Raw genomic sequence first — 25,290 nt, 5'->3', positions numbered from 1 at the left:
AATTACCAGGTGCACACCCAGCCCGATCACCGCCGAATCGGATCCAACCAGAGAGGCGATCATCGGCAGCATGCCCATGACCGCCATGAGCACCCCGAAGACGGCGCCGCCGGCCAGACCCCCGATGACACCTGCCATCACCCTGGTGGACAGGGAAGCAGCGGCGCGGGGGTGCGACGTATTATCTGTTCGGGAGGCACGGTGTGAGGTGGTCATGGGATTACCTTTTCGTGGGCGAGGGATCTTTTCCCGCTAACGGTAGGCGGTTCAAGGTGTTAGCTTCTGTAATCCAGGACACATAACAACCCGCACAATACTGTGTCTGCACCGGGCGTAATAGTCCTTGTAGTGTGTGGATATGTCTACTGGATTTATGGTGGCCCTCGCCTTGGTTCTCCTACTGATGCTGCTCTCGCGGTTATTGATTCCAGGACTTCCGTTGATTAGGGCTGCAACACGATTGACTGCGCTGGACTTGGCCCTGGCCGCAGTGGGTCTCATGGGACTGGTTCTGCACTGCGCTTCAATGTTTTATCGGTTCTTGGTTGCTGCCATACCGGGGACCGCAGACATCATCAGCCAGATCAATTCGATGGGCACGGCAAGCATGATCTGGTACATCGTTCCATCCCTTTTGCTGATGGCCGGCCTGCGGCGGCAGAATGCAGTGGCATTGATTGTTCTCGCGGTCGCACTGATTGCGGTCGGCGTCACCATGTACAACGGCACACCAGTTCCGACACACGTGAGTACCATCTTCGCGGCAGCCGCCATAATTGGGGCAATTATGTTTCTCCTCGTCATCCCGCCGTGGCAGAACAAAACCCTGGCTGTGCAAAACTAACCAGATTCACCCGCCATCTCTTGAGGACCGCCGCTCCGCCGCAACCAACGCGCACCGTCTCCGGGACCGGGTGACCTAACAGGGTGTTATTGACGTAGTTGAGCATGCATGGGCCCGCGGGGCGCTTCCTGTGCTGTCCCGACGTTCCCACGGGACTTCAGTCAACCTTGTCGGCTTTCATAAACGGTATTTACGGTGGGAACGGAGCCGTACAGCAATCCACGGCACCACTACGCTAAACGCTGGAACGGACATTTACCCGCTGCCAGCAATCCAGTGCAGCCGCCGTCCTTCCAATCCTCGGCCCGCGAGAAAATCGAACCGGTTGGTCGAAGAATTCAGCAGTTTTGTCGAGGGTTTGCGCAGGATTGACAAAGTATGGTGTCTCTGGATTTATTCCCCTGTAACTTCAGAAAGTGTCTCGGATTCGATCGGACTTGTTTCATCCGATTTGACGCGGTCGCACACCCGCACAGCGCCGGTTTAGGGGATCCGCTTCCAGTCTCTTCTTCTCCGTTGTGATGCATCCTCACTAAAACGGCAAACCCGGTGTGAACCGGGGACGCAAAGCCACGGAACCCGCTGGGGGTTCGCCGGGCTACTGAAACTGAGAGAAGAAAAACTATGATGAAATCCACCAAACTCGTCGCTGCTCTTGCCCTTGCTGGCTTGGCTTTCGCTGGCGGTTCCGCGCTTACCGGGACCGGTCTGAGTAACACCGCTGGTTCGACCCAGTTCGTGGGCGGTACTGTCAGTCAGTCCGTTACGGGCGCTACTTTGAGCAGCCTGGTCTACGGGTACACCGATAACACGAAAACCGCCGTCAACTCCGTCACACTGACGTTCGCCGACGCAACGGGCGGGAAAACCCCCACCATTGCACTCACCGGCGGCACGGCGACGGCCTTCACCTGCACACCCATCAGTGCTACTACGTTCGTTTCCACCTGCAGCCCAGGGACCGGTTTGAGCCAGTCCGGTGTGACCAGCGCCGCTGTCACCGTCCCTAGCTAGTCCCACAACCTTTGGGATGGGCCCGCACCTCTCGCTCGCGGGCCCATCCCAAAGGTCTCCACATCAGTATGAAAGCCACTGTATGCTGAACCGGCTGTTCCGTCGTCTGGCGGTGTGTTTTCTTGCCGCCGCGACCGTGTTTTTGACGGTTATCGGGGTAGCGATTCTCGCTGGCCAGACTGCGGTAGTCACCACAGACGGTGTCAGCATGAACCCGGTCTATTACGACGGGGACCTAGTGGTCACTGTCCGCGCACAGTCGTATTCCGTAGGTCAAATAGCCGCCTACCGGCTGCCTGGCAGCAACGAGGTTGTGCTGCACCGTATTATCGGCGGCGATCAAAACGCTTTCGTATTTCAAGGCGATAACAGTCAGTCGGTCGATACGGTGAAGCCTTCCGCCAAAGACCTCGTCGGCCGGGAGTTTCTGCATGTCCCGCAGGGTGGGGTGTGGCTGGATCGGTTGGCCAGCCCGCCGATGCTGGCCCTGATGACTTTCGCGCTGATGGTCGGCGGCGGGACAACTATAACCCGACGCAGACGCAGACAAAGTAGACAAAGGAGGGCGGAGATGTCCCGCCACACTGTTACCGGAACCGGCTTCAGCGCCGCCGCATGGGCGCTATCGCCCATGCTGCGGGTATACGCCGCCCTGACCTTGATCCTCGCAATCATCGCCTCGGCGCTTGTCGTCTGGGCGTGGACCGGACCGCCTAATCAGCCTGCTGCTGCTGAACCGGTCAGCGGTGCTCGGATGGAATTCTCCTATACCGCGGACGTCGGTGACAGCCCAGCCTATGACGGGACTGTGGCTGAGTCCCCGGATCCAGTTTTCCGTTCCCTCGCTGATACCGTTGATGTGCACTTCGCCTACCAAGGCGAACCGGGCAGCGTTACCGTGTCCGCTGAACTGTCCACCCCCGGCGGATGGCGCACCACTATTCCTCTCCAAACTACAACCTCGTTCTTGGGCACTCAGTATGAAGGCACCGTAGAGCTGGATCTAGAAACGTTCGAGGACAAAGCACAGGCAGCGTCGGCCGTCACCGGTCTTCCAGAAAGCCCGATACTAATTACCCTCACTCCTCGGGTGCAGACCGCAGCGGGGCCGGACTTCGAACCGGCGCTCACACTCGAACTAGCGCCTCTGGTGCTCAGCGTTCCCGGCGCAGCGGGTGCCCTCACCGTCATCAACGACGCCCCGGTAAGCCAAACGCTCTCCGTTCCGCGGACCTTAGGACCCGAGGATTGGAACCTCACCGCTGCAAACGGTCGGATCCTCTCGGCAGCCTTACTCCTGCTGGCATTTGTTGGAGGCACCACTCTGACGTTGCTGGCCCGCCGGAACACACCAGCTGATGAAGGCGCAGCCATCCGCCGCCGCTACTCCGCGCTCCTGGTCCGAGTACATCCGATGCCCGCCCCTCAAGGACGGCCCGTCATCGACGTCACCACCTTCGCGACACTGGCTAAACTCGCCGAACGGTACGGCCTTCTCGTCCTCTACTGGGCCAGAAGCGACGTCGAAACATTCGTGGTCCAGGACGAAAGCACCACCTACCGCTACCGGACGAACACCGAAACCTCACCAACTGACGCTCAAGTACTAACGACGGAAACGGACTCGCGGATCAACACCTAGAAAGTAAAAGCGGAAACCTCAGCCACACGCCGCGTGGGTAAGGACCCGCAGCAGAAGCACCCTAGATCAACGTTTCGTAGAGGGACTATCCCATAAACGGTGTATCCGGCGTTTATGGGATAGTCCCGGGCGTGCGTAGCAAACCATGCCGGGAGGTAATATCCGCCTAAGGTTAGTGAGTCCGTAGCTTATGCTGCATGGTATTTGTTGGTTCGGTCTCACTATAGGAAACAATGGTTCCGCAGACGCACAAGATCTTGGATGACGACAATAGTCCGGATGAAGACGACAGTCTGGGGGTTTCCTTCGGTGCGGTGCTGGCTGCAGCTAGGGAAGCGACCGCTGATATCGCTGTTATTGCTGATGCCTCGCAGACTGTTAGGTATATCTCTGCTTCGTTCACAGCGATGACTGGGTATGCGTCTGAAGAGATGATTGGGCGCAACTGCCGTGTGTTGCAGGGTCCGGGCAGTGATCCCGCCGTTACACGGCAGATAAGACATGTCCTGGCGTCGGGTGAGGTTTTTGAGGGAGAGCTTCTGAACTACCGTCGGGACGGTACGGCGTTTTGGTCGGCTTTGAAGATCATTCCGATGCGGGTCGGTGCCGGGTCTGCTGTCACTCATTTCGTTAGCGTTCAGCGTGATATTAGCAATCGGGTGGCGTTGCTGAATCAGTTAGAGGCTCAGGCTACGCGCGATCATGTGACGGGACTTTTAAACCGTAGCGCTGCAGAGCGGGCTGTCGATGAAGTGGTGAAAAGCTACCCTCGGGGTGGTCTAACGGTGGCTGTCTGTTTGATAGACCTGGATGACTTCCGAAGTGTCAATAACACTTTCGGGCATGCTGCTGGAGACTCTGTGCTGCAGCAATGGGCGGTCCGTGTCCTCTCCTATTTACGTGAAGGTGATGTGCTCGCCCGGATGGGAGGGGATGAGTTTCTCCTGATCTTGGGCAACATCATTCCTGGTACTTCAGACACCGACCTGCCGAACATCTTGGATCGCGTCCATCAAGCTGTTGAGGAGCAATTCACCGTTGATTCTCACCGGATAAGTATTGGCATGAGCTTGGGAGTTGTCATTGTTCCCGACGGCTTGGATAGCCAGGCGGTCCTGCGTGGTGCCGATGAGGCGCTCTATGTGGCCAAAAGACGTGCAGAGCCGCCGGCGCAATGGTGGAAGAGATCCGGCTATTCCCTGGCAGGTGGCGCGGATGGTCAGGTCACCGGAAGAATGGTTACCGGAATTTCTGGCACGGGGGCGGCCAATTCAGAAGTTTATCGAGAAGCGTTGAGGACCGGAAACATTGTGATCGATCTTCAACCTGTGCTGAATCTCCGGGACGGGTCGATCAGCCTTTTTGAAGCGTTGGCACGCCTGAAGCTACCCGACGGGATGATCAGCTATCCTGACGATTTTCTACCCCATTTCGATCCTGAGGATCTAAAGGTCCTGTTCGCTGGTGTCCTTAATCAGTCGTTGGAGGTCCTTGCTACCTGGGACCGGGAAGGTTTCAGCCACGGCGTGGCTGTTAACCTGCCGCCGGAGATCTTGCGAGATCGCGAACTGCCCGCATTGATCGAGGACTCGCTGAAGCTTCATAACATTGCGCCTAAACGGTTGGGGCTGGAATTGCTGGAGTCCCAAGCCATGGACCTTGAGGAACAACGGTTAGCGTTGCAAAATCTTGTCGGTTTGGGGGTGGGGCTAGCCATGGACGATCTCGGATCCGGTTACATCAGCCTGCAGAGACTCTCTTCATTTCCCTTCAGTGCAGTCAAGCTTGATCGTGGATTGTTGTTCCACGTTTATGACAGGCCGGTGGAAACGCTCAGCATGATGGCAACTCTGATCCAGTTGGGCAGGGACCTGGGGGTGGACGTCGTTGTGGAGGGGCTGGAAGATGAAAGCCTTACTGAGGCCGTGACAATTCTCGGCGCCCCGTATGGCCAGGGCTATCACTTCGCCAAACCTATGACCCCGGAGGGCTGCATCCGGTGGGCTGAATCATTCGAGCGTCAATCATTCCAATCTTCAGTTCAGACCCCGATGGGTGCCTTGGCTTACCATTGGCAGTTCGCACGTCTAGGTGCTCCCCACCCGTTGGCAATCTCCGAATGCCCATTGACCTCGTTTATTGCCGACGCCGACCCCAATCCGGAAGTCGAATCATGGCATGCCCTTCAACACGCACCGCAAGGAGTCCATTCTCCGGCCACCCGGTTTCTGATCCATTGGCTTTTACAACGCATCAGCACGCTCGGGGTGGCCTAAGAGCCGCTACGCCACCGTTTCCCTGTGTCTACCCGTTGAGTCGGGAACTGGCAACATCATAGAGATTCAACTGATGGTTCGAGAGTCCAATCAGCCTGTGGTGAAGTTTTACTGGGTACTCAGTTATGAAAACTCCCAGGTTGAACCGTACCGGGTTTTAGGCCGTCTTCTTGCTGATGGCCTGGTCGTCTGACGAGGCGTCTATTTGAGCATAATAGTTTTGCTCGAACTCGTCGGGCGGGACCATGGCCAAGGTGCTGTGGAGCCGCTCTGTGTTGTACCAGTGGACCCAGTTCATGGTTGCCTTTTCAACATCCGCCAACTGCTTGAGCGGGCCTGTCATGAAGGGACTGTTTTTACGGACGCATTCGTTCTTGTACAAACCAATCGTGGATTCCGAGAGGGCGTTGGAGCTCCTATAGTTGTCAACTCCTGATTTCGCCGGTTGGCGGGTTCGGTTTGATGAGGTGGTAGACCTCACGGATGACGTAGCGTTTGAGGCAGCGGATGATGTCGCGTTTGCTCCGGCCCTCTGCGGTCCGTCGGGCGACATAGGCGATGGTCGGTTCGTGGAATCTCATTCTGACGATGACCGTTCGATAGATTGCGGCGTTGAGCTGGCGATGCCCGCCGTGGTTGATGCGATGCTTTCCGCTGGTCATCCCTGAACCCGTGGGGACGGGGGCAATTCCGGCGAGTTTAGCGAAGGCGGCTTCGGAGCGGATCCGTTCAGGGTTGTCTCCGGCGACGATGAGAATCTCGGCAGCGGTGTCGACTCCGATCCCGAATTGCTCGAGGAGCTGCGGGGCGGTGCGACGTACGAGGGAGTCGATCAGGGCCTCAAGTTCTTTGGCTTCGGCGTCGAGGGCGAGCCAGCGTCGCGCTAGGGTGCGGACCGAGTGGCGCAGCGCGTCGTCGGGAGTGTTCAGGTTCCGCGGGCGTGAGCCTGCGAGGTGCCGGGCGAGCCTGGGAGGTGAGATTTTGTTCGTCTCGCGGCGCAGCTCGTCCGAGCCGTGGACCAGCATCGCTTTGATCATGATTATTGTTGAGGAACGGTTGACGACCGCGGAATCATGCACGACTTTCAGCTGTCGGATCATTTCGACGGCGCCGTCTGCGGTCTTCGGGATTGCGGTCGCGAATCCTGCAAGCACGCTCCTGGCGGCGTTTTTTCGCATCAAGGGTGTCGGACTTGCCATTCGCGCGCCGCAGCCGCCGGTCAGGGCGGCCGGCTTCGACGACCTTGATGTCGTGTCGGCGCAGGAACCAGGTCAGCGTGGCTCCGTAGGAGCCGGTGCCCTCGATCCCGAACGCGAGGATTTGACCGAACTCTTCCGCCCAAGCCAGTAGCTGCCGGAACCCGCCGGTGTCGGTCGGGATCGTCAGCGTCGCGAGGATGCCACCGATCGTGTCCATCACGGCGGCTACGTGGATGTGTTTGTGCGTGTCGACGCGACCACAATGTGGCCCGATCGCGTCGAGGTGAGATCCGTCATCGTGTCCTGTCCTTCTGCCCGTTGGCGTGGAATCACGCTGTCGCCAGCGGGTGGACAGGACTGTCACGGGGACGCTCGCAAAGTCTGCTCCAGGCTCCTATCAGGTCACATCCGACAGGCGACAGCCCTTACTGCAAGACCAGCCGGACGGTCGACAGATCAACGCAAAGGCACCTATCGGGCCGATCGTAAGCAAGAGTCAGACCGCGCCGGCCGGGTTACCGGATCAGTCTCGACCCGACAGAAACAAACTGACAGTCGTACGCATCGCCGACGGTCGCGACGGAAGCTGCCAGGCCTTCGAACAGTAGTGCCTCCTCGAAACGGATCGAGGTGTATTGGGACCCGGCTTCGCTGTGATGGACCAGGCCCTCAGGGACTGGCGTTCCGGCTTGGTCCCGGCGCCAGAGCGCCATTTTCAAGGTGGTAAGCACCATGTCCGTGTCCTTGATCATGGCAGTGTGCCAGCCCACGATCGCCCGGGAGAACACATCAATCGCGAAGGCCACATACGCAAAGCCGGCCCACGTTCTGACGTAGGTGAAGTCAGTGACCCACACGGCGTTGGGCCGGGCAGCGGTGAAGTTCCTCTTCAGCAGGTCCGGGGCCCGCCGGGAATCCTGCGTTGTAGCGCCGGCTTTAGGTTTCCGGCCGCGAACGAGCCGTTCATGGCTTCATCACGCATCAGCCTGTCCACGGTACATCTGGCCACGACATGGCCTTCTCTGCGCAGCCAGGCTGTCATTTTCCGCCGCCCGTACAAGGACTCCGATTTCTCCGCAGTACCTTTTAGCGCATTGATGACAGCAGCGTCCGAGACCGTCCGGGCAGCGGGTGCTTTGGATTTCCAAGACCGGTAAGTCCGCGGGGCAACCTGCACGCCCGGCTCGCGCAGGACCTTGCAGGCCGGCTCGACCCCGTGGCCGTCGGCACGTAGTTCGTCGACGAATCCGGCTATCTACGGCGGCGAGGGTCGAGCTCCCTCGCGAAGAAAATCGAGGCCTTCTTCAGGATCTCGTTTGCCTCCCGCAGTTCCCGGATCTCGCTCTCCAGATTCCTGATCCGGGTCTGTTCGGCACTGGTTACCCCTGGTCGTTCGTCAGCGTCGATCTGGGCCTGAAGAACCCACCGGCGCTCTGACTCCCTGCCTATATTCAGCTTCGGTCCGATGGCGGAACAGGCGGCAAAAACGGAGTCGTATTCAATGAGGTGGTCCAGGACCATCCGCACGGCACGCTGACTCTGATCCTGGGGGTATCGCTTGGGCATAATCGCTATCCTTCACAAAAAGGAAGCGGCATCAAACCAGGTACGGTTCGCTCCACCGGGTGTGTAACCTGATATGCGGCTTTAGGCTATGAGCCTGCCTGCCAGTTCGGGGATACTTGACGCCGAGAGGTCCCAGTCACTCTCCGGGGCCAGGTCCGCCACCTGACCCAGGCCGTATTCGGTAGGGCGGGCGATGAACGCCGTCGCCAGCCCCGCCTCACGGGCTGCATGGAGGTCCTTGTTGTGGGCGGCCGCGAGCATCATCTCGCCGGGCCGGAGGTCCAGGAACTCCGCGGTCCGAAGATAAGCCTGGGGCAACGGCTTGTACGTGCGCGTCATGTCCGAGCCGATGATCACGTCCCACGGCAAGCCCGCATTCCTGGCCATGGCCAGCAGCAGCGAGGTGTTGCCGTTGGAGAGGGGGCCCACTATGTAACTGCGGCGGATGACGGCGAGACCCTCCACACTATCCGGCCATGGGGGCAAGCGGTGCCATGATTTGTTCAGCTGTTCCAGGGGCCCTGGATCCAGCCGGTCCGGATCGAAGCCGTGGCGGCGGAGCACCTGGTCCAGGTTTTCGCGGTGAAGTGTGTCCAGCGTGGCGAACTCACGGGATCCGGAACGGATGGCCTCCATCGCTGGCTGGTAGAGGGCGCGCCAGTCATCGGCGAACGCCTCCGCGTCGACGTCCTGCCCACATGCTGCGGCGAAGGCCTCCGCCTGGCGGGCAACACCGGCGCGCCAGTCCACCACCGTCCCGAACGTGTCGAAGAGGACAGCGCGCACCTCGCACCCGGTTGATGATGAACGGTATGGCTGGAATCTCATGTCCTGTCTCCTTCCTGGGCTTCCCTCACAGCCAGTCTCCAGCATGCGAACTGATTTCAGTCTCACAGCCACGTGCGCCCGTGTTTTCTCTGCGGTGATGGCGGGCTGGTGGCCGAGCGCCTTGAGAATCTCGTACGATCTCACTACTGGGAGCCACGCACTAGCGCGGATCTGCGCTGATGCGAGTTCCAGGACGCGAAAGTCCGCACCGCTTTTGAGTTTGGAACCGCCAAAACTGTGAAGTGATCACGTTGTCCTGCCCACCTGCGGCGGAAGTGTCCAGAAGAGCCGCTTTGTTACCGGTGGACGACACGCAAGACGGGTCGATCTCTCCAACGGGTCGCACGACGCGCACCTGGATGCCTTCGAGGATTGGATTCGCACGCTAACTAGTTTCGTCAGTGACAGATAAAGGATACTCATACGCCCCTTCGAAGTGCTCCCCCGGGGAGGCCTTCTTTGTTTGGTTCGAACTGAGGTGGGATGGAGTCACCTTTCCACCCCGCCCCAGATACGCTCACGGCTCAGACGTTTTGGCGCTGTTCTTGCGGCCGAGGAGGTAGGCTGCAGCGGCGGCTAAAACGATAACGACGGCGGCGATGCCGATAATCATGCCGGTGCCGGTTCTTTCCTCTTGGCTTGCCGGGGCTGAGTCTACCGTCTCGGGGTCGCTGGCGCCTTCGGCCTCGGGCGTTGCCTCTGCAGTCGCGTCATCGTTGTGTGCTTCTTCGCCGTCTGAATGTCCTGCTTCTTCCTCGGTGCCCGGGGTGGCTTCGGTGGCTGCGGCTGCGCCTTCCGGGGCGTAAGTGAAGGTGTAGGAGCCTTCGATCGGGTGGCCGTCCACTGACACTGTCCGCCACTGGACCGTGTAGTTGTCTTCATGTTCGAGGGAGACGTCAAGCGACGGGTCAAGGTCACCGTCTAAGCACGCCACCGGGTCCGCTCATCCGCTACGTGGCAACCGCCCCTTGATTGATCACCTGACTCGCGCAACATGGTGGAACTTTTTGAGCGTATGGCGTTGATCCTCTCCTAACAACAGATGCTCCTCGCGACATTACTTACGTCGCTGCCCGATCGTTGCGCTCCCCTCGGTTCTTGGATATCAGACCGGCGTATCCTTGTGCTGCGATAGAGGGCAGCCATCTGCATAGAGCCCAGTAGGCAACGCCCACCGGGAGGGAGCCCAGCACCGCAGCTGTAGGTCCGAGCGGGAGGAGGAGAGGGTAAACAAGCCAGTGGGTGAGGTAAATGTACAGCGAGGCGGCGGCCAACCACCCGGTCACCCGGCTTAGCAAGGCGGGTAAGGGTAGCGCTGGAACCCAGATCAGCAGAAGGATGCCCGCGGCGACAGTGGCGTCTCGAACGGGATCGTCGAAGTAGCCCGGCACGCTGACGACGGTGATTATTGTGATGGCCCATCGTTGTGGGCGGGTCCGGGCGATGGCTAGCGTCCAGCCTAGGGCGAAGAGCCAAAAAACGGGCCCGGGTTTTGGTAGGCCGGGGTCGAGAATGTCGTAGCGGCTCAGCAAGCCTAAGAGAAGGAGACCGATTGCGAAGCCAAAAGGGGCAAGGCGTTCTAGCCGGTCAGCCCAGGGGACGACCAGAAGAACGGTTACAGCTAAGAGAACGTAGACAAGCATCTCCACAAACCAGAAGTGCCATTGGGTGGTGACCTCCTGCGGTCCAACAATCGCGTTCAACAAGAAAATATTGGCAACGCTGTAATCATCGGTGAGTTGGTGTGCCAAGGCAATGAAAGCCACCGACGGCACCACAATTCTCGCTAGGCTTCGGAGATGGCGTCGCATCCTCGGTATTCGCTCTCCAGCGAGCTGGAAGCGTGCAAAATTGTAGCCCGCCACGGCGAAGAGCAGATGGGCTGTCTGGAAGTCAAAGAGCCCGACGTGCCAGGCCACGATGCACACGATTGCGGCGGCGCGCAGCACGATCGACGTTTCAAGGAAGGCCACTAGGGCCCACCGTCTGGGTTTCTTTAATTGTTCGAGTTCGCGAACGGGTATGAGGTGCCAGTTGGAAGGCACGGTGCCGAGAACGCGCTCTAACTGCACTGAAAGCGCTACATAGGACAGCGAGTCACCGTCAAGGGAGACGAAAGTGTCATGATCGCCGACGTCGGTTCGCTCCAAAGCATCGGAGAAGAGGCGACGGATATCGCTTGGTCCGGCGGTGCTGGAGACCGGTGGATCAGAAACGAATGGTGAAGACGCAGTAATTCGGCTCACGGCTGGGTAATCGATTTTTCCGGAGGCGAGCCGTGGCAGGTTGTCGACTGTGTGCACCTCAACGGCTGCGCGGGGGAGCCCCGTCCTGCTAACGAGTACCTTGCTCAGCATTCCGGCGTCGTGCTCACCTTCGGCTGTTACCTCAAGGCCCCCGTCGGTCCCGGACGCGGCCGCCGTGACCCCAAGATCAGCGAGGATCTGTTCGACATGCCCTAGGTCCACCCGCAAACCGACAACTTTCACGAACCTGCTCTGCCGCCCTACGACCTCGTATAGACCGTTCGAATGCTGGTAAGCGAGATCGCCGGTGCGCAACTCGTGGATTTCGCGGCCTAACGACAGATCGGCGGGCTGTTCTGCGTAGCCGAGCATGACATTTGGGCCGGTGTAGACCAGTTCTCCATTCGATAGCCCGTCTACCGGATCGATACGGAATGAACCGCCCGGGATCGCAACCCCGATGGTGCCGGGGTTCTCTTCGGCCAGATCCGGGGGAAGATACGCCATGCGGGCGGTCGCCTCCGTCGCTCCGTACATTACAAAAAGCTTCCAGTTGCGGCGTTGGGCGATGGACGCCCAATAGCTAACTTTTTCGGGCGCTAGTCGACCGCCGGCCTGGGTGACATAGCGCAACCGTGGCAGGTCCGCGTCCGAGAAGCCCACACGTTCCAGGAGGTCGAACGTGTAGGGAACTGCAGCGAAGGAGGTTGCTTGGCTCTCCCTGAAAAGTGTCCAGAAGCAAGGATCCACCACCGACAGGTCCGTCAGTACCAGGCCGGCCCCGCGCATCAAGTGGCTGTTCACCACGGACAATCCGTAACTGTAGTGCAGCGGCAACGTGGTTGCGGCGCGGTCGTCAGGCCCGATACCAAGGTACTCGGCAATAGCCGAGGCGTTCGCAGCCAAATTCATGTATGAGAGACGAACGAGTTTCGGGGATCCGGTGGATCCTGAGGTACTAAGCAGCAGCGCCAGTTCGGGATGTAGCTTGTGTCGTGATCCGGGCCGGCGTTCCTCGATGATCGGGGCTCCGTCACCCGGGTGCAGCACTACATCGGGATCGTAGGTAGCCGTCAAAGACTCGAGGGCTGAGGGCTTGTCCGCCGCAGACAGCAGGACAGAATGGCCTGCAGATAACGCGGCTAGGTAGCCGATGAGGGAGTCCAGCTTATTGCGGGCAGCCAGTAGTACCAGTCGACGATCACTGCCTAAGCGGGCCGCGACCTCGTCCACGCGCCTAGCGAGTTCCCGATAGGTGAGGACGCCGTCAACCGTGATGACAGCCGGGCGATCACCGTGCCGGGCAAGATCACTAAAGGCGCTTCGGATATCGGATTGCCTGGTCGGTGGAGCCACAGTCGAAGAATTGATCAACAAGAGAGCGAACCTAACTTAGCTTGAGAGGGTCGATGGATTTCGTTTCAGGGGCTCACTCGGCGGTGGCGAGGTGATCGCGCGGTCACCCAGGAGCAACGTCGGCGTAGTACCCGCCGCGACCGAGACCGCTACCGCGGTTCCTACGGGGTGGCGCACGGTGTGTGGTTGCCAGGAACGCACGGTCCGCCCGGATGCCAGCCGGACATGGTGAAGCACGAACGCGCCGTGAAAGTCCACCGCGTAGACCTGGGCGGAAGCATTCGCGTCCGGTCTCAGGGACACCTCGTGAGGTCGGAGTACGACGTCGACGTTCACGTCGCTGTCTGCCCACCCAGGAACGGTAGAGACAATCCCGATCTCGCACGTCAACAGGGCCCGGTGAACGCGCGCCGGTAGGAAGTCAGCATCGCCCATGAAGGAGGCAACGAAACGGGTGGCGGGTTGTTCGAACACCTTTTCTGGCACATCGGCCTGCTCGATGACGCCGTTGCGCATAACGACTACCCGGCTGCCGACCGACAGGGCTTCAGTCTGATCGTGAGTAACGAGGACCCCCGTGGTTCCAGCTTCCTTAAGGGTAGCGACGGTGTCACGGCGCACCTGCGCGCGCAGTGATTCGTCCAGGTTGGAGAACGGCTCGTCGAGAAGTACGACGGCGGGCCGCGGCGCCAACGCACGAGCAAGAGCCACGCGTTGCTGCTCGCCTCCGGAAAGCTCATGGGGATAGCGGTCTGCGAGGTGAGAAAGTTGTACGAGGTCGAGCACATCACGGGCCCTCACCCGTCGTTCGTTCCTCGATAACTGGTCGAGGCCGAACTCCACGTTTCGGGCAACCGTCAGGTGGGGGAATAGCGCATGGTCCTGGAACACAAGCCCAACGCGGCGCTGCTCGGGGTGCACGAAACGGCGGCTATCCGCCACGACCTCCCCGGCGACGCGGATGACGCCCGTGTCCGGCCGGTCTAGGCCCGCGGCCAACCGCAGCGTAGTCGACTTTCCGCAACCCGAGGGGCCAATGAGAGTTACCAGTTCGCCAGACCCGATGGTCAGGTCGAGGGCGATTACGCCCGGGGATCGTCCGTAGTGTTTAGAAACGCCTTCCAGCTGCAGGGTCGTAGAATCCTTTCCCTGGTCGGGGTGACGCTGGACGCCTACCGTCTGCCTGGTCATGAGCTGACCCGCCCGCCTTCCTCAGTCCGACGGGCGTGCCGCACGATGACGAATACGGGGAGGGCAGCGGCCGCAACGATCACCAGGGCTGGCAACGATGCTTTTTCCCAGAAGTTTTCACGTGCGAGCTCGTAGACCCACACGGACGCCGTCGTAAACCCAAATGGTCGCAACAGTAGGACTATGGGAAGCTCCTTGACGGCGTCAATGGCAACTAACATCAGGGCCACAGCCACCCCCGGCCGCGCAAGCGGCGCATGTACGCGGGCGAGAACCCGTCGCGGAGCAGCACCTAAGCTCAGCGCCGCGAATGTGACGGTCGGGGGAATTTTCGCGAAGCTCGCGTCTACCGCTTGATACGCCGGAGCGAGGAAGCGGATGACGTACGCGTAGAGGATACCGAGCACCGATCCAGTGACCAGCAGTCCTGTGCCACCGGCAATACCAGCGTTCTCCACGGCAGTGTCTAAAACGGCAAAGGAGATGAGCACTCCGATACCCACCACTGCTCCTGGGACCGCGTAACCGAAGGTTGTCAGCTGTACTGCAGACGCGACGATCCGACCTCCGCTCATGCGTGCCCCATGTCCGACTATCATGGACAGCGTCACGCAGGCCAAAGCAGTGACAGTCGCGACTAAAAGGGTGTTCACAAGGTATTGTCCGAAACGTGGATCTGCAAGGAATCCAGGATTTTTGAGAACTTCTTGGACCGCCCAAGCCGACAGTTGCAGGACCGGGATCAAGAAGCCCGCAGCGAGGGCCGCGACGCACAGCATCGTTGCCGCCCATCCTCGCGTGCCACGAAGTAGCTCGGGCTGTACGCTCTGGCCCCGTCCGCCCCGTTGATAGTAACGGGCACGACCCCGCATTGCCCGCTCGCTTGCCAGCACAGCCACTGCAAACAACAGCACCAGAACGGCAAGCTGCGTTGCGGCATGAAAGTTGAAAGTTCCCTTCCATATGAGATAAATACCGACGGAGAGGGTCTGGACGTTGAAGTATTGAACGGTCGCGAAGTCTGTTAGCGTCTCCATCATCACCAGGGACAGACCTGCGGCCAGTGAGGGTCGGGCCAGTGGGAGCAATACTCTGTGCAGCGTGCGGCCTCTCCCGGCTCCGAGCGTGCGAGCTGCGTCGTAGGTGTCCGCGGATTGCTCGATCAGAGCCGCACGCACCAGCAGATAGACGTATGGGTATAGGGAGAGCGACATTACGACGACGGCTGCAGGCAGGGAGCGAATCTCGGGCACCCATACTTCAGATCCCAGCATCCCGCGCAAGGCTGACTGTACCGGTCCAGCAACGTCAAATACTGAGAGGAAAACGAAGCCAAGAATGTAGGCCGGAACTGCCAGTGGCATCACCAGCAGCCATACGAGGGCGTTGCGCAATGGGAAACGATAGACAGTGACGAGCCACGCCAATCCGCCACCAAGCAGTAGGGTGCCTATAGCGACCCCAATCATCAGAGCCAGAGTGTTGATCACCATCTCGCCGAGTCCTCGTGGTATCGACCCCGCGCTCAAGCTGCCAAGCCCATCCCACACCGCGGCAAGGACAGGTGTAGCGACAAACAGGGCCACCAGGATGACGACGGCGGACCATATTGGACGATTGCCGCCGACCTTTCGGCGTGGTCCGCGACCTGGGGGCGTGGCCCCAACAAGAACCGCCGCGTCGGTCACTTATATCCGGCCTCAGCGAGCAGATCGACTGCCTCGGCGTTCAAGTCGCCGTAGGCCTCTGCGTTTAACGCCATCCGCTTGAATTCACCGAACGCCGCGATACCCGGCTCTGGTGACACATCGGGATTGACCGGATACTCGTGGTTACCATCCACGAAGGGGTTCTGTCCGTCGGTGGCGAGCCATTCGATAAGCCGCTGCGCGTCCCCGGGGTTGTCGGAGCCCTCAACCACGCCAGCTCCAGAGATATTTACGTGCGTTCCTGCGCCGTCTTGGCTGGCCCATAACAAATCAACCTCAAGTTCGGGATTTTCCGCGAGCGTCCGGGCGAGGTAGTAGTGATTGTTGATTCCCACATCACAAGTTCCGGCATCGATCGCCTCCAGCAGCAGGATGTCGTTACTCATGATTTCCACGTTGTTGGCGACCCAGCCCTTAACAATCTCCAATGTTTTTTCGCGACCGTGCAGATCAATCATGCTTGCCACGAGGGACTGCGTGTAGGCAGAGGTGGCATCGCGCATACACAGTCGTCCCTCCCACTTGGGGTCAGCCAGTCCTGCGTACGTTTCGGTGGTTTCAAACTCTGACGGGTCAACGTTATTGGGATTGTAGGTGACTGTGCGGGCGCGCATGGCTAATCCGTACCATTGGCCCTGGGGGTCACGAAGGTCCTCGGGCACCGCACCTTCCAGGACTTCCGATTTCAACTTTGCTAGCTCGCCCTGCCGGGCTGCGTTCCAGAGGTTACCCGCGTCCACAGTCATGAAGACGTCCGCCGCTGTGTCCTGCCCCTCGGCTTTGAGACGTTCGAGGAGTTCGGCGTCGTCGCCGCTAATGAACTCCACAGTGATGCCCGTTTCGTCGGTGAACTGGCCGAAGGCGCCCTCAAGATCATAGTGACGGGCGGAGTAGATTTGGAGGTCGGCGGGCGGGCCACCGATTAAGCCGCAACCGGTCAGTCCCATCAGGAATGCAAGGCCTGTGCCAGCGACAATAAAGGGACGGGGAAGCATTCGAGGACTCTTCTCAGCACGGGGCGGTTCGGGCCACCAGAAAGTAATTTGGCAAGCAAATCATAACCTAATTCAGCCTACGTTCGATATGTGGCATCCGGTACGATGCACCTGCGCACTGACCGGGTCTGGATCGTAATCGCCGGCGGGTGCGCCGGCTTTAGCGCGACGAAGGCCTGACCTGTGAACCCAGGGCGCGCAAGAAACGCCGCATCGGGCCCGGTGCCGAGGAACAGAAGCGTCTCACAGCCCAGTACCCGACGCATGTGGTCAGCTTCGACTTCCAGTCGGATGTGACCTCCTGCGGCCGGCACATTCGGTTCTTCAACGTCATCGATGAGTACACCCGCACCGCGCTGACCGTCATCCCTCGCCGGTCCGTCAAAGCCACCGACGTGGTCGCGGTGCTGGAGAACATCATCGCCGAAACCGGCACCGCCCCGGCCTACGTCAGGTGCGACAACGGGCCTGAGTTCTCCGCCGCGGCACTGATCAAGTGTTGCAACACTGCCGGGGTCGACACCGCATTCATCGACCCGGGATCACCTTGGCAGAACGGCTTCATCGAATCCTTCAACGCCAAATTCAGAAGGGAACAACTCTCCGGAGAAATCATGGACACCATGGCCGAAGCGAAGTATATGGCCGACGAATGGAAAGCTATCTATAATCATGAACGGCCCCACGGATCCCTGAATGGCATGATACCGAAGCGCTACTGGAAAAACTGGACGCAAGAAAACCAATTAGCTATCGCATAGACGCTGGACTGCTAATACGAAAGTAGATGGTGACTCATGCTGCGGGGGGCCGTGCTGATGGTGACGTTGTAGCCGAGGCTTCTAAGCTTGTTGATGGCGCCGTTTCTGGTTTTGATTGGGTCCAGGCGGGTGAAGTGGTCTGCGCCGGGATCTGTGTAGCACTCGCCTTCGGCGAGCATGTGCCAGACAGCGGTCAGGATGGAATGTTCAAGCGCGACGACGGCTTTATCGGCCCGCGGCGGGCGGCGATGCGCCGGTATTTGACGGACAGGTAAGTGTTCTTGCTTCGGATAGCGGACATCGCGGCGGTACCGAGTACGGCTTTGAGGTATTCGTTGCCGGGCAGGATGTGTGAGGACTTGATCCGTCCGGCGGATTCGTTGGACCCGGGACAGATCCCGGCCCAGGACGCGAGCCGGCCGGGAGTTTCGAAAACGGCCATGTCCGCACCGGTTTCGGCGATGATCACTTCGGCGACCCGCTGCGAGACTCCGGGGATGGTGGCCAGGAATTCCCTGGCCACACGAAAGGGGGCATCGCTCTAGATGCTGTGAACGTTCCGCAACCTTGGCGCGCTCTGTTGGCCATCACAGGTTTGGTTGCTGTATTCGGTCCATTGATCTGTAGGGCTGTGCTCGAGACGCGTGAGCTTCGGGCCGAAGGTATTATCCTGCCATCAATCCGGTTACACGGAAGTCACTCATTTCCGCAGCGGTCATCACCGGTATTCTGTGGATTGTTTTCGTATTCCTCGTCGCTAACAACAGGCTGACGTTTCCCTTTCTGAAAGTCGTCGGAACGATATGGTTAGCACGCCATTGGCTCCGCCGTCGGTCGCTGCCTTTTCAGTAAGACCATTTGAGGACCGAGTGAAACGCCCTTGGCTCAGATCGCAGCTAATTTCGGATTTCGGACTCGTGGATCTGTCTGGACCAAGCGGGGACTCGCGCTGTGCCGATCGACCGAGCTGTCACCGAGATTTTAGGGAAGTCCTTGGTCACGTAGTTTTCTTTCGGCATATCCATGAGATGTTCGGAAAGGAGAATGAATCCATGACGTTGCTGGAGGCAGGACCCGTGGAAGGAGGTCCTAATCGTGGCTATTTAGTATATTCAAGCGGGCTTTCGAAAGCACCAATGTTGGGTCTTGTCGGACCGTCACGGGGTATGGAGTTGCTTGCTCGACAAGGTCACCGGGGCTGTCGAACGTGGTCGAAGATTAGGGCACAAAGGGGGGTGTGCACATTGTGCACACCTTGGGGGTCGGACTGGGTCGTATCGGTGCCGGACTGGGCCGGTTTGGGGAGGTTTTCGGGGGAGGCCAGTGTTTGCGAGGGGTGAAAGCCGGTTCAAGTCCCACTTCGGGCACAGTGTTTCCCTTGTCAGAGACTTTTCACTCTCTGACTGTGCACAAACCGGCGCAAAGTGTGCGCAGGGTGTGCCTGTTTCGGTGGGTGGGTTGCGGTTTTCCTGCGGTGGGCTGCCTCCTTTCTCTCGTGAAGCCCTTGCTGGGCTTGCTTACTCCTTCATGGGGGAGTTGCGGTGAAGGTACATGACTTCGGCTTGGTCTTTTTCTAAAGCCAATTCCTAGAGGAGAGCATCTGGGGCGAAGCGGCAATCCCAGGGTCCCGGCCCGACCATCCATCGTGCGTGTAGACGGCGAAGATCACTCCTTCGACGCTGGTGTCGTGGCCGAGCTAGCCTGCCACCATCTTTCTGAGGGTCGTCGTGGAGTCCAGGACCAACAGCACCGCGGGAGGGCTGCCTCATGTAATGGAGCGAGCAAGGGCGGGGAGGCCCGAACAGCGGAGGCGGAGCAGTTCAGTGAGCGCCGCCACTCTGGCGTTCGCTCAACCTTTTGCACCGGTCTTGATGAGACTCTCCTGGCGGACTGTCTCCGCCACCCAGTACCAGGTGAACAGGATGATCGCGGCCCACTCGATGTACGCGACGGCGTTCTCAAAGCGCAGTCCACCGGCCAAGTGCCAGATGAGTGCCAACCCGACTACACCCATGAACCCCACGATCACCCGATACTGACACGCGATCTTGGGAGTGCTCTTTTTGGCGTCGGGGTCCCAGCCGTGACTGGCTATCGCGGTGGCGAGGCCTACGATCATGAAGATCGCTGCGACCATGTGAATGCCCGCATAGGTGCCCATTATCAGCCCCGTCAGCAGCAACAGGATGAGGAACCCTGCGCCCAGCCCGAGCGTGACGAAGAACATGATTCTGTGCGCCGTTGACGTACTCTTGGTGTGCCTCTTCAGGAGACCCCGGGCCCACTCCACGCCAATGAAGACGGCGGCAACGACGACAAGCGATATGACGATGACGGGCAGAACTTTCACGAGTTCATCCGCGGCGGCTTCTACGTTTGTCAGTTCTTGCCGCTGCAGTTTGGTCCTGCCTGTGAGGACCTCATTCAGTGAGTACGGGACAAACGCGACGAACATGGCGTAGAAGCCTGCAAAGTTGAGGGCAAGGTCTTCCACTGGCTTGCCACGGTACACAATGAGGCAAGCGCCGATGGCCACCAAGACACCGACAAAGATGTCGCGTAAGGGAGTGGCGTAGTTTGCACTGATGGAGTCGGCGAAGTCGCCGAGCATCCACCCGCCAATGACAGTTGTTATAAGCAGGAAGAGGGGAAGCGCGATCAAGAGCATCCGAAGATGCCTGTAAGTTTCGACTGCCTGCTTAGGCTCTTTCGCGATGGCGTCTATTTCTTGCGGACTCTGAACATTCACGTCTACCCCCAGGGATATCGCCAGGCGTCGTTGCCTGACGTGATGATTGTCGTCGGTCCACCTCGCTAGAGGTTCACCCACATCGGCGATTCTAAGGACAACCGGTGTTCTCGAGTGGTCCCCGATAGTTGGACTCCCAATTGAACGTTACTCGTCTGCGGGGTTTTGGGCGAGAGAGCTGCTGCGATGATTTCGGACAGCGGATGTGGTGGTTTTCTCTACGCTGCCATGGCTGGCAGTTGGTAACTGTAATGGACGTCGTTGGGCCGGCGGTAATCAAGGGCTGAATGCCGGCGGCGGCTGTTGTAGAAGCCCTCAATGTAGCGGATGACGTCTCGTTTTGCTTGTTGTTTGGTGGTGTAAACGGTGCGGTGGACCCGCTCGTTTTTCATAGCCCCGAAGAAGCTCTCGGCCAGGCTGTTGTCCTAGCACACCCCGGTACGTCCCATCGAGGAACGCATACCCAGACCGGTGACCAAGAACCGTCCCGGGAATTATGCCGCCTGTTTGTTGGCGGCGGCGTCGGGTGACGGGCCGGTTTGTAGATCATAATATGTTTGCTCGTATTCCTCTGGCGTCTGGTGGTCCAGGGCGGAATGCAGGCGTTCGTCGTTGTACCAGTGGACCCATTCGAAGACAATTGCCTGCACGTCGGTTTCGGTCTTGAGCGCTCCGGTGCGAAACGGTGATCCCTTCGCGACGGCCTCGTTTCTTGAATAGCCCCATCACGGTCTCGGCGGCGGCATTGTCATACGCGTCACCGACGCTGCCGATCGAGGGCTGCAGGCCCTCTAGAGCAAGGGTGTCGGTGTAACGGATAGAGGTGTACTGGCTTCCCGCGTCGGAATGATGAATCAGCCCCTTCGCGGCCGGCCGGCCGGTGTGTTGACGGCGCCACAAAGCCATCCGGAGACAGTGTTCCACGAACGAAGTGTCCTTCACGGTGGACGTTTCCCACCCAACGATCGCCCGGGAGTACAGGTCAATGACCAAGGCCACGTAGACGAACCCGGTGTAGACGGGCACGTAGGTGAAATCAGTGACCCAGACCACGGCAACATCATCTAGAGCGCCTGCGCGGCACACCGGCACGCAGGCGGGCATTACTCGAGGACAGTAGAGAGTCCTGTCCAGGGTGCACGGTAACTTCGGATTCCTCGACGAGTTCAATCGCATCCTCGGGTTCCGAGGCAGGCAGAGCAAGGCCCGCCTCTGCAAGGGGGTCCTCACCATCTCCGGGATCGTGCATATCGTTCGTGACGGCGAGATGAGCGCCCTACGCGGCGAAATTGGTGAGACAAAGGATTAGACGACCGGTCTAATAACCAGTAGAGTCTTTTTCAGCAGGACAAGCACAGCCATCCATCCAGTTCCGTTTCGTTTCGTCACTGCACATACAAGGAGAAAGACCATGCCACTCGCTCGCATCGACCTCACCGAAGGCAAGTCGCCGGAGTACCGCCGCACGATCGCGGACGTCGTCTACGACCAGATGATCATTCACCTGGGTGTTCCGGAGGACCGCTTCCAGGTCATCACCCAGCACCCCCGCGGTGAAGTCATCGCCGACCCCGACTACCTCGGTATCTACCGGTCGGAGGACGTCGTCTTCATCCAGCTGGTGTTCCTGAACGTCGCTACCCCCGAGCAGAAGGGCAACTTCTACAAGGCAGTGGTGGACGAGCTGCACGAGAAGCTGCTCCTTCGCACCGAGGACGTGTTCTTCAACCTGCAGACCGTTCAGCCGGCCGACTGGTCCATGGGCAACGGCATCGTCACCTACGCCAACGGGGTCCCCGCTGACCGACTCGACCCCAACAGTGTTCCGGCCGATTTCAAGTGGAACTTCCCACCACTGGAGAGCTAAATCGGTTCTCGTACGATCACCGCTGCCGCCGCCATCCTGCGGCGGCAGCCTTGGATTCGCGATGCAAGCGGGACCGTTGGCTCGTGCATTCGATCCACTTTCATGCGTTGCTGACGAACGCGGAGGATTGACATGAAGAAGGTTCTGATCACAGGTGCCGGTACCGGTTTCGGTTATGAGGTTGCTATGCGACTGGCCGAGAAGGGGTTCGAGGTCATCGCAGGCGTGGAGATCTACGCGCAGGTCCAGACGCTCAAGCGTCAGGCGACCGAGCGCGGCGTGACGTTGCAGGTTGAAAAGCTCGACGTCACCAACGACGGAGACCGACGCAAAGCTCTGGGATGGGATGTGGAGATTGTGGTCAACAACGCCAGCGTCGGGGAGGGCGGTTCCACCGTCGACATTCCCGCCGCGAACATCCGCAACGAGTTCGAGGTCAACGTGACCGGTCCTCTGCTGCTCACGCAGGGCATCGCGAAGCAGATGGTCAAGCGCGGCGAGGGCCGCATCGTGTGGGGTCTCCTCGCGGGAGGGGCTGAACGTCAACCCGTTTACCGGCATCTACGCGGCGTCCAAGCACGCCGTCGAAGCCATCGCCGAGACGATGGCCGACGAGTTGCAGGAGTTCGGCATCCAGGTCGCGACCATCAACCCCGGCCCCTTCCTGACGGGCTTCAACGACCGCATGTCCCAGACATGGCAAAGCTGGGAGGACGAGCCGTCGGAGAGGCTGTTCGACTACTCGAAGCTCTCCTTCCCCCGCGCCCAGTTTGATCCCGAGCCGGTCTACGCAACAATGACAGCTGTCGCAGCCGGGGAGGTCGACTCCTTCCGGAACCTCGAGCCGAAATCGGTGATCGAGGAGACCAAGAGCCTGCAGCAGGCGCCCTGGGATCGGAAGGTCACCGACGGCCTCGGCACACGATTCAAGGCCGTGCAGAACTCCTACGACATTGAGCCTGAGACCCCAGTCTCGGAGTGACCGCACGGCAAAAGGCCCCGACACGATGATTTCGTGCCAGGGCCTTCCGCAGTGCTAACGAGAACGAAGGTCGAGCCGTGTCGGCGTCAGGCGATGTGGAGGCGCTGAAGAGTCATTGCCATGACGCGGTCGAGGGACTCGGGGCCGCGATTAATCTTAGCCAGGACGCTGGCGCCGATCCATCCGGTGTAAAGATCGAGTGCGAGATCGCGCGGGTCTGCATCAATGGACACGGAGCCGTCTGCGAGGCCGTCCCGGATCATGCGCTCGATACGAGCGACGATCCCTTTCGTCCCCTCGATCAGAGCCAGCCGCATCGACTCGGACAGATCGCTAACCTCCGCGCCAAGCTTCACCACCAGGCACTTGCCCTGACACTCGTCGAAGTTTTGCATGTCATAGAAGCTCTGCCAGTACTTCGTCAAGCGCTCCGAGGCTGTCGTCGGCTCGGAGTGAAGTCGATCCATCATGGGGAGGTAGCCGGCGAAGTAGTTTTTGATCAGCGCCTCACCGAAGGCATCTTTCGACGCGAACCAGTGATAGAAGGAGCCTTTCGGGACACCGGCCTCGGCGAGTACCTCGTTCAGTCCGACGGCGGCATAGCCCTTGTGAGCCATGATCTGTTCGGCGGTGTCGAGAATGCTTTGACGGGTGTCCGTCTCTTTGGTCTGCATAGCACTATCATACGTAAAAATAGACCAGTCGTCTCCTCGATGGGAACCACTGGATATGCAGACCCCCGCACACCACACCCAGCCAGCAGTGGACGCATTGGGGCCGGCGACCCTAAACCGCCGTCACCTTGTGCATTCGAGGACGAATAGAAGAAGGCCCCGGGGAGGCTACGTGGATGGGGGAAAACACGCAGACGACCAGGACCTTCACTATCAGTTGTACCCTGTGGGAGCGCTTTCGACATGAAAAGGCGGAACATCACGATGCCGAGTCCGGCCCTGGCTCAGTGCTGTATCTGCCGCGCGACCACAAAACTCATTGACGAGGGCCGCCCGCTGCCCGAAGGCTGGCTGTACCGGACGATCACCGTCGACATCGGCTGCTACTACTGCCCCAAGCACGCCCATAAAGCCTGACCAAGCCACGCCCTCACCACTCTGATGGGCTGAAAGTGTCAGGAACCCGCTGCGGACAGTAGTTCACCAATCACCCAGATCGGGTTCCACGCATTCGCGGCAACCTCGTCCTTACAGGACTGACCCTCACACGCAGCTGAGAGGGAACCTGACGCAGGGGAATCCACCGTCAGTGCCATGAACAAGGCCGCCAAGGTAGCGACAACCGACAAAGCAAGCGTAGACGTTCGTTCGTCCCCATAGTCATGGTCACAACTCTACGGAGGTGTCGTGGTCGGCGCCCGTAGGTGTCCTACGTTCTAGTGCTTCCCTGGTTTCGGCTGGCGCTCCAACCAGGGCACTGGTCCTCTCGCTTCGCTCCGGTCTGTTCCGGCTCGGCTGCTCCCTCGTCGCATCCAGTCCGGGTGTTTTGTCTGCTGTCCTTCGGGTTATGCGCCCCCGCTCCACAGCGTCAATCGCTGACGCGACGAAAGCCGGCCAGAAACCTCTACGGCGCTCCTGCGTCGCTTATTTCCTCCGAGGTTTCTACCCGCTTCCGCCCTTCGGGTTGAACACTGCTCCGTCGGGGACAAGCGAGCGAGCTCGCCAGCAGGCAAAAACAACTGTGAGTCTTGCAGAGGCTGGTCTGGGACTAGCTGGCAGTGTTGATGCTGGTCGTTCTGTTTGGCGCGTGACTCGAAAAACAATTGGCCCCTTGAGGGTGCATTTGCCCGTTCAAAAGGAAGGAGGGTGGCCGCGTTGACTATCGTTGCGCAGACCCGCCCGTTCGTAATTGGCGTGGACTGCCACGCCCGCACACACACTTATGCCATCATCGAGGCCAGTACGAAGCGACGGGTCGCGTGTGAGCCGTTCCCGACCACTGGGCTGCTGTGGGGATTTCGGACAGTGGAATGAGTGGATTCTTCTACGCTGCCAAGGCTGGCTGTTGATAACCATAGTGGACTTCGTTAGGCCGACGGTATCCGAGCGCG

22 protein-coding genes, 9 pseudogenes, 1 riboswitch and 1 other annotated feature are annotated in these 25,290 nt (G+C 59.6%); of the genes and pseudogenes, 12 read left to right on the top strand and 19 right to left on the bottom strand.

Annotated features, from left to right (window positions below; translation table 11 throughout):
- Window positions 1–216, bottom strand: a pseudogene (locus ACX80O_RS15700) (hypothetical protein); the annotation flags it as partial.
- Between the two features lie 142 nt (window positions 217–358).
- On the opposite strand from ACX80O_RS15700, the gene ACX80O_RS15695 reads away from it, so the two are divergent.
- The 4 genes from ACX80O_RS15695 (at window position 359) to ACX80O_RS15680 (ending at window position 5,776) form a co-directional block, all read left to right on the top strand.
- Window positions 359–844 carry a hypothetical protein gene (locus ACX80O_RS15695; protein WP_459334016.1) on the top strand — a complete coding sequence of 162 codons (486 nt, stop codon included), beginning with the start codon at window positions 359–361 and terminating at the stop codon, window positions 842–844.
- A gap of 529 nt (window positions 845–1,373) precedes the next feature.
- Window positions 1,374–1,450: riboswitch (cyclic di-GMP riboswitch) on the top strand.
- Window positions 1,451–1,468: 18 nt separating this feature from the next.
- Window positions 1,469–1,858, top strand: a complete 390-nt coding sequence (locus ACX80O_RS15690; RefSeq protein WP_459334015.1) for a hypothetical protein — start codon at window positions 1,469–1,471, stop codon at window positions 1,856–1,858.
- A gap of 82 nt (window positions 1,859–1,940) precedes the next feature.
- On the top strand, window positions 1,941–3,500 hold the full coding sequence (locus ACX80O_RS15685; RefSeq protein WP_459334014.1) for a S24 family peptidase: 1,560 nt from the start codon (window positions 1,941–1,943) through the stop codon (window positions 3,498–3,500).
- Between the two features lie 233 nt (window positions 3,501–3,733).
- On the top strand, window positions 3,734–5,776 hold the full coding sequence (locus ACX80O_RS15680; RefSeq protein WP_459334013.1) for a putative bifunctional diguanylate cyclase/phosphodiesterase: 2,043 nt from the start codon (window positions 3,734–3,736) through the stop codon (window positions 5,774–5,776).
- A gap of 157 nt (window positions 5,777–5,933) precedes the next feature.
- Here the strand turns inward: ACX80O_RS15680 and ACX80O_RS15675 are convergent, their stop codons facing one another.
- The 12 genes from ACX80O_RS15675 to ACX80O_RS15620 all read right to left on the bottom strand — a co-directional run bounded on the left by ACX80O_RS15675 (window position 5,934) and on the right by ACX80O_RS15620 (window position 16,866).
- Window positions 5,934–6,257, bottom strand: coding sequence for an integrase core domain-containing protein (locus ACX80O_RS15675; protein WP_459334012.1), 324 nt, complete (start codon window positions 6,255–6,257; stop codon window positions 5,934–5,936).
- Entirely contained in the window at window positions 6,202–6,855 is a 654-nt protein-coding gene (locus tag ACX80O_RS15670; protein WP_459334011.1) for a transposase, read from the bottom strand. The genes ACX80O_RS15675 and ACX80O_RS15670 overlap by 56 nt, the downstream gene beginning before the upstream one ends.
- On the bottom strand, window positions 6,848–7,192 hold the full coding sequence (locus tag ACX80O_RS15665) for an IS110 family transposase (RefSeq protein ID WP_459334010.1): 345 nt from the start codon (window positions 7,190–7,192) through the stop codon (window positions 6,848–6,850). The genes ACX80O_RS15670 and ACX80O_RS15665 overlap by 8 nt, the downstream gene beginning before the upstream one ends.
- A 298-nt stretch (window positions 7,193–7,490) precedes the next feature.
- The gene (locus ACX80O_RS15660) at window positions 7,491–7,868 is read right to left on the bottom strand and encodes a DDE-type integrase/transposase/recombinase (protein ID WP_459334017.1); all 378 of its coding nucleotides are present in this window, start codon (window positions 7,866–7,868) and stop codon (window positions 7,491–7,493) included.
- The gene (locus ACX80O_RS15655) at window positions 7,865–8,152 is read right to left on the bottom strand and encodes an IS3 family transposase (RefSeq protein ID WP_459334009.1); all 288 of its coding nucleotides are present in this window, start codon (window positions 8,150–8,152) and stop codon (window positions 7,865–7,867) included. Before ACX80O_RS15655 ends, ACX80O_RS15660 begins: the two co-directional genes overlap by 4 nt.
- Window positions 8,138–8,272, bottom strand: a sequence feature (AL1L pseudoknot). It overlaps the preceding gene by 15 nt.
- Window positions 8,227–8,541, bottom strand: coding sequence for a transposase (locus tag ACX80O_RS15650; protein ID WP_459334008.1), 315 nt, complete (start codon window positions 8,539–8,541; stop codon window positions 8,227–8,229). (Overlaps the previous feature by 46 nt.)
- 81 nt (window positions 8,542–8,622) lie before the next feature.
- On the bottom strand, window positions 8,623–9,369 hold the full coding sequence (locus tag ACX80O_RS15645) for a haloacid dehalogenase type II (RefSeq protein ID WP_459334007.1): 747 nt from the start codon (window positions 9,367–9,369) through the stop codon (window positions 8,623–8,625).
- Between the two features lie 517 nt (window positions 9,370–9,886).
- Entirely contained in the window at window positions 9,887–10,303 is a 417-nt protein-coding gene (locus ACX80O_RS15640; protein WP_459334006.1) for a copper resistance protein CopC, read from the bottom strand.
- Between the two features lie 127 nt (window positions 10,304–10,430).
- The gene (locus ACX80O_RS15635) at window positions 10,431–12,971 is read right to left on the bottom strand and encodes an AMP-binding protein (protein ID WP_459334005.1); all 2,541 of its coding nucleotides are present in this window, start codon (window positions 12,969–12,971) and stop codon (window positions 10,431–10,433) included.
- A 36-nt stretch (window positions 12,972–13,007) separates the two neighbouring features.
- Window positions 13,008–14,162: an ABC transporter ATP-binding protein gene (locus ACX80O_RS15630; RefSeq protein ID WP_459334004.1), complete on the bottom strand. Its 1,155-nt coding sequence runs from the start codon at window positions 14,160–14,162 to the stop codon at window positions 13,008–13,010.
- On the bottom strand, window positions 14,159–15,655 hold the full coding sequence (locus tag ACX80O_RS15625) for an ABC transporter permease (RefSeq protein ID WP_459334003.1): 1,497 nt from the start codon (window positions 15,653–15,655) through the stop codon (window positions 14,159–14,161). Before ACX80O_RS15625 ends, ACX80O_RS15630 begins: the two co-directional genes overlap by 4 nt.
- A 191-nt stretch (window positions 15,656–15,846) precedes the next feature.
- Complete coding sequence (locus tag ACX80O_RS15620; protein WP_459334002.1) at window positions 15,847–16,866, bottom strand: extracellular solute-binding protein; 1,020 nt, start codon at window positions 16,864–16,866, stop codon at window positions 15,847–15,849.
- Between the two features lie 137 nt (window positions 16,867–17,003).
- Here ACX80O_RS15620 and ACX80O_RS15615 point away from each other — a divergent pair.
- Window positions 17,004–17,627, top strand: a pseudogene (locus tag ACX80O_RS15615) (integrase core domain-containing protein); the annotation flags it as partial.
- Between the two features lie 11 nt (window positions 17,628–17,638).
- Here the strand turns inward: ACX80O_RS15615 and ACX80O_RS15610 are convergent.
- The 5 genes and pseudogenes from ACX80O_RS15610 to ACX80O_RS15590 form a co-directional block, all read right to left on the bottom strand.
- A pseudogene (locus tag ACX80O_RS15610) lies at window positions 17,639–18,159 on the bottom strand (transposase); the annotation flags it as partial.
- A gap of 1,317 nt (window positions 18,160–19,476) precedes the next feature.
- Entirely contained in the window at window positions 19,477–20,457 is a 981-nt protein-coding gene (locus ACX80O_RS15605; protein WP_459334001.1) for a hypothetical protein, read from the bottom strand.
- Between the two features lie 137 nt (window positions 20,458–20,594).
- Window positions 20,595–20,861 (bottom strand): annotated as a pseudogene (locus ACX80O_RS15600) (integrase core domain-containing protein); the annotation flags it as partial.
- Window positions 20,862–20,870: 9 nt separating this feature from the next.
- Window positions 20,871–21,029, bottom strand: a pseudogene (locus ACX80O_RS15595) (integrase core domain-containing protein); the annotation flags it as partial.
- 115 nt (window positions 21,030–21,144) lie between these two features.
- Window positions 21,145–21,480, bottom strand: a pseudogene (locus ACX80O_RS15590) (DDE-type integrase/transposase/recombinase); the annotation flags it as partial.
- A gap of 31 nt (window positions 21,481–21,511) precedes the next feature.
- Between ACX80O_RS15590 and ACX80O_RS15585 the strand changes: the two are divergent.
- The 5 genes and pseudogenes from ACX80O_RS15585 to ACX80O_RS15565 all read left to right on the top strand — a co-directional run bounded on the left by ACX80O_RS15585 (window position 21,512) and on the right by ACX80O_RS15565 (window position 23,225).
- Window positions 21,512–21,685: a hypothetical protein gene (locus ACX80O_RS15585; RefSeq protein WP_459309162.1), complete on the top strand. Its 174-nt coding sequence runs from the start codon at window positions 21,512–21,514 to the stop codon at window positions 21,683–21,685.
- 102 nt (window positions 21,686–21,787) lie between these two features.
- A complete protein-coding gene (locus ACX80O_RS15580) occupies window positions 21,788–22,243 on the top strand; it encodes a tautomerase family protein (RefSeq protein ID WP_459309163.1) in 456 nt (151 codons plus the stop codon).
- A 132-nt stretch (window positions 22,244–22,375) separates the two neighbouring features.
- Window positions 22,376–22,747 (top strand): annotated as a pseudogene (locus ACX80O_RS15575) (SDR family NAD(P)-dependent oxidoreductase); the annotation flags it as partial.
- Window positions 22,748–22,778: 31 nt separating this feature from the next.
- Window positions 22,779–22,877, top strand: a pseudogene (locus tag ACX80O_RS15570) (SDR family oxidoreductase); the annotation flags it as partial.
- Between the two features lie 162 nt (window positions 22,878–23,039).
- A complete protein-coding gene (locus ACX80O_RS15565; protein ID WP_459334000.1) occupies window positions 23,040–23,225 on the top strand; it encodes a hypothetical protein in 186 nt (61 codons plus the stop codon).
- Between the two features lie 86 nt (window positions 23,226–23,311).
- On the opposite strand, the gene ACX80O_RS15560 is transcribed toward ACX80O_RS15565, so the two are convergent.
- A complete protein-coding gene (locus ACX80O_RS15560; protein ID WP_459333999.1) occupies window positions 23,312–23,899 on the bottom strand; it encodes a TetR/AcrR family transcriptional regulator in 588 nt (195 codons plus the stop codon).
- A gap of 264 nt (window positions 23,900–24,163) precedes the next feature.
- Between ACX80O_RS15560 and ACX80O_RS15555 the strand changes: the two genes are divergently transcribed.
- Both ACX80O_RS15555 and ACX80O_RS15550 read left to right on the top strand, forming a co-directional pair.
- Window positions 24,164–24,316 (top strand): hypothetical protein, encoded by a 153-nt coding sequence (locus ACX80O_RS15555; protein ID WP_459309168.1) that lies wholly within the window; start codon window positions 24,164–24,166, stop codon window positions 24,314–24,316.
- 738 nt (window positions 24,317–25,054) lie between these two features.
- Window positions 25,055–25,180: pseudogene (locus ACX80O_RS15550) on the top strand (IS110 family transposase); the annotation flags it as partial.
- Between the last annotated feature and the right edge of the window lie 110 nt (window positions 25,181–25,290).

It is taken from the genome of Arthrobacter glycogeni, assembly GCF_054511155.1.
The sequence above is the reverse complement of the archived record's forward strand: the minus strand, read 5'-3'. Positions and strand labels throughout refer to the sequence as shown.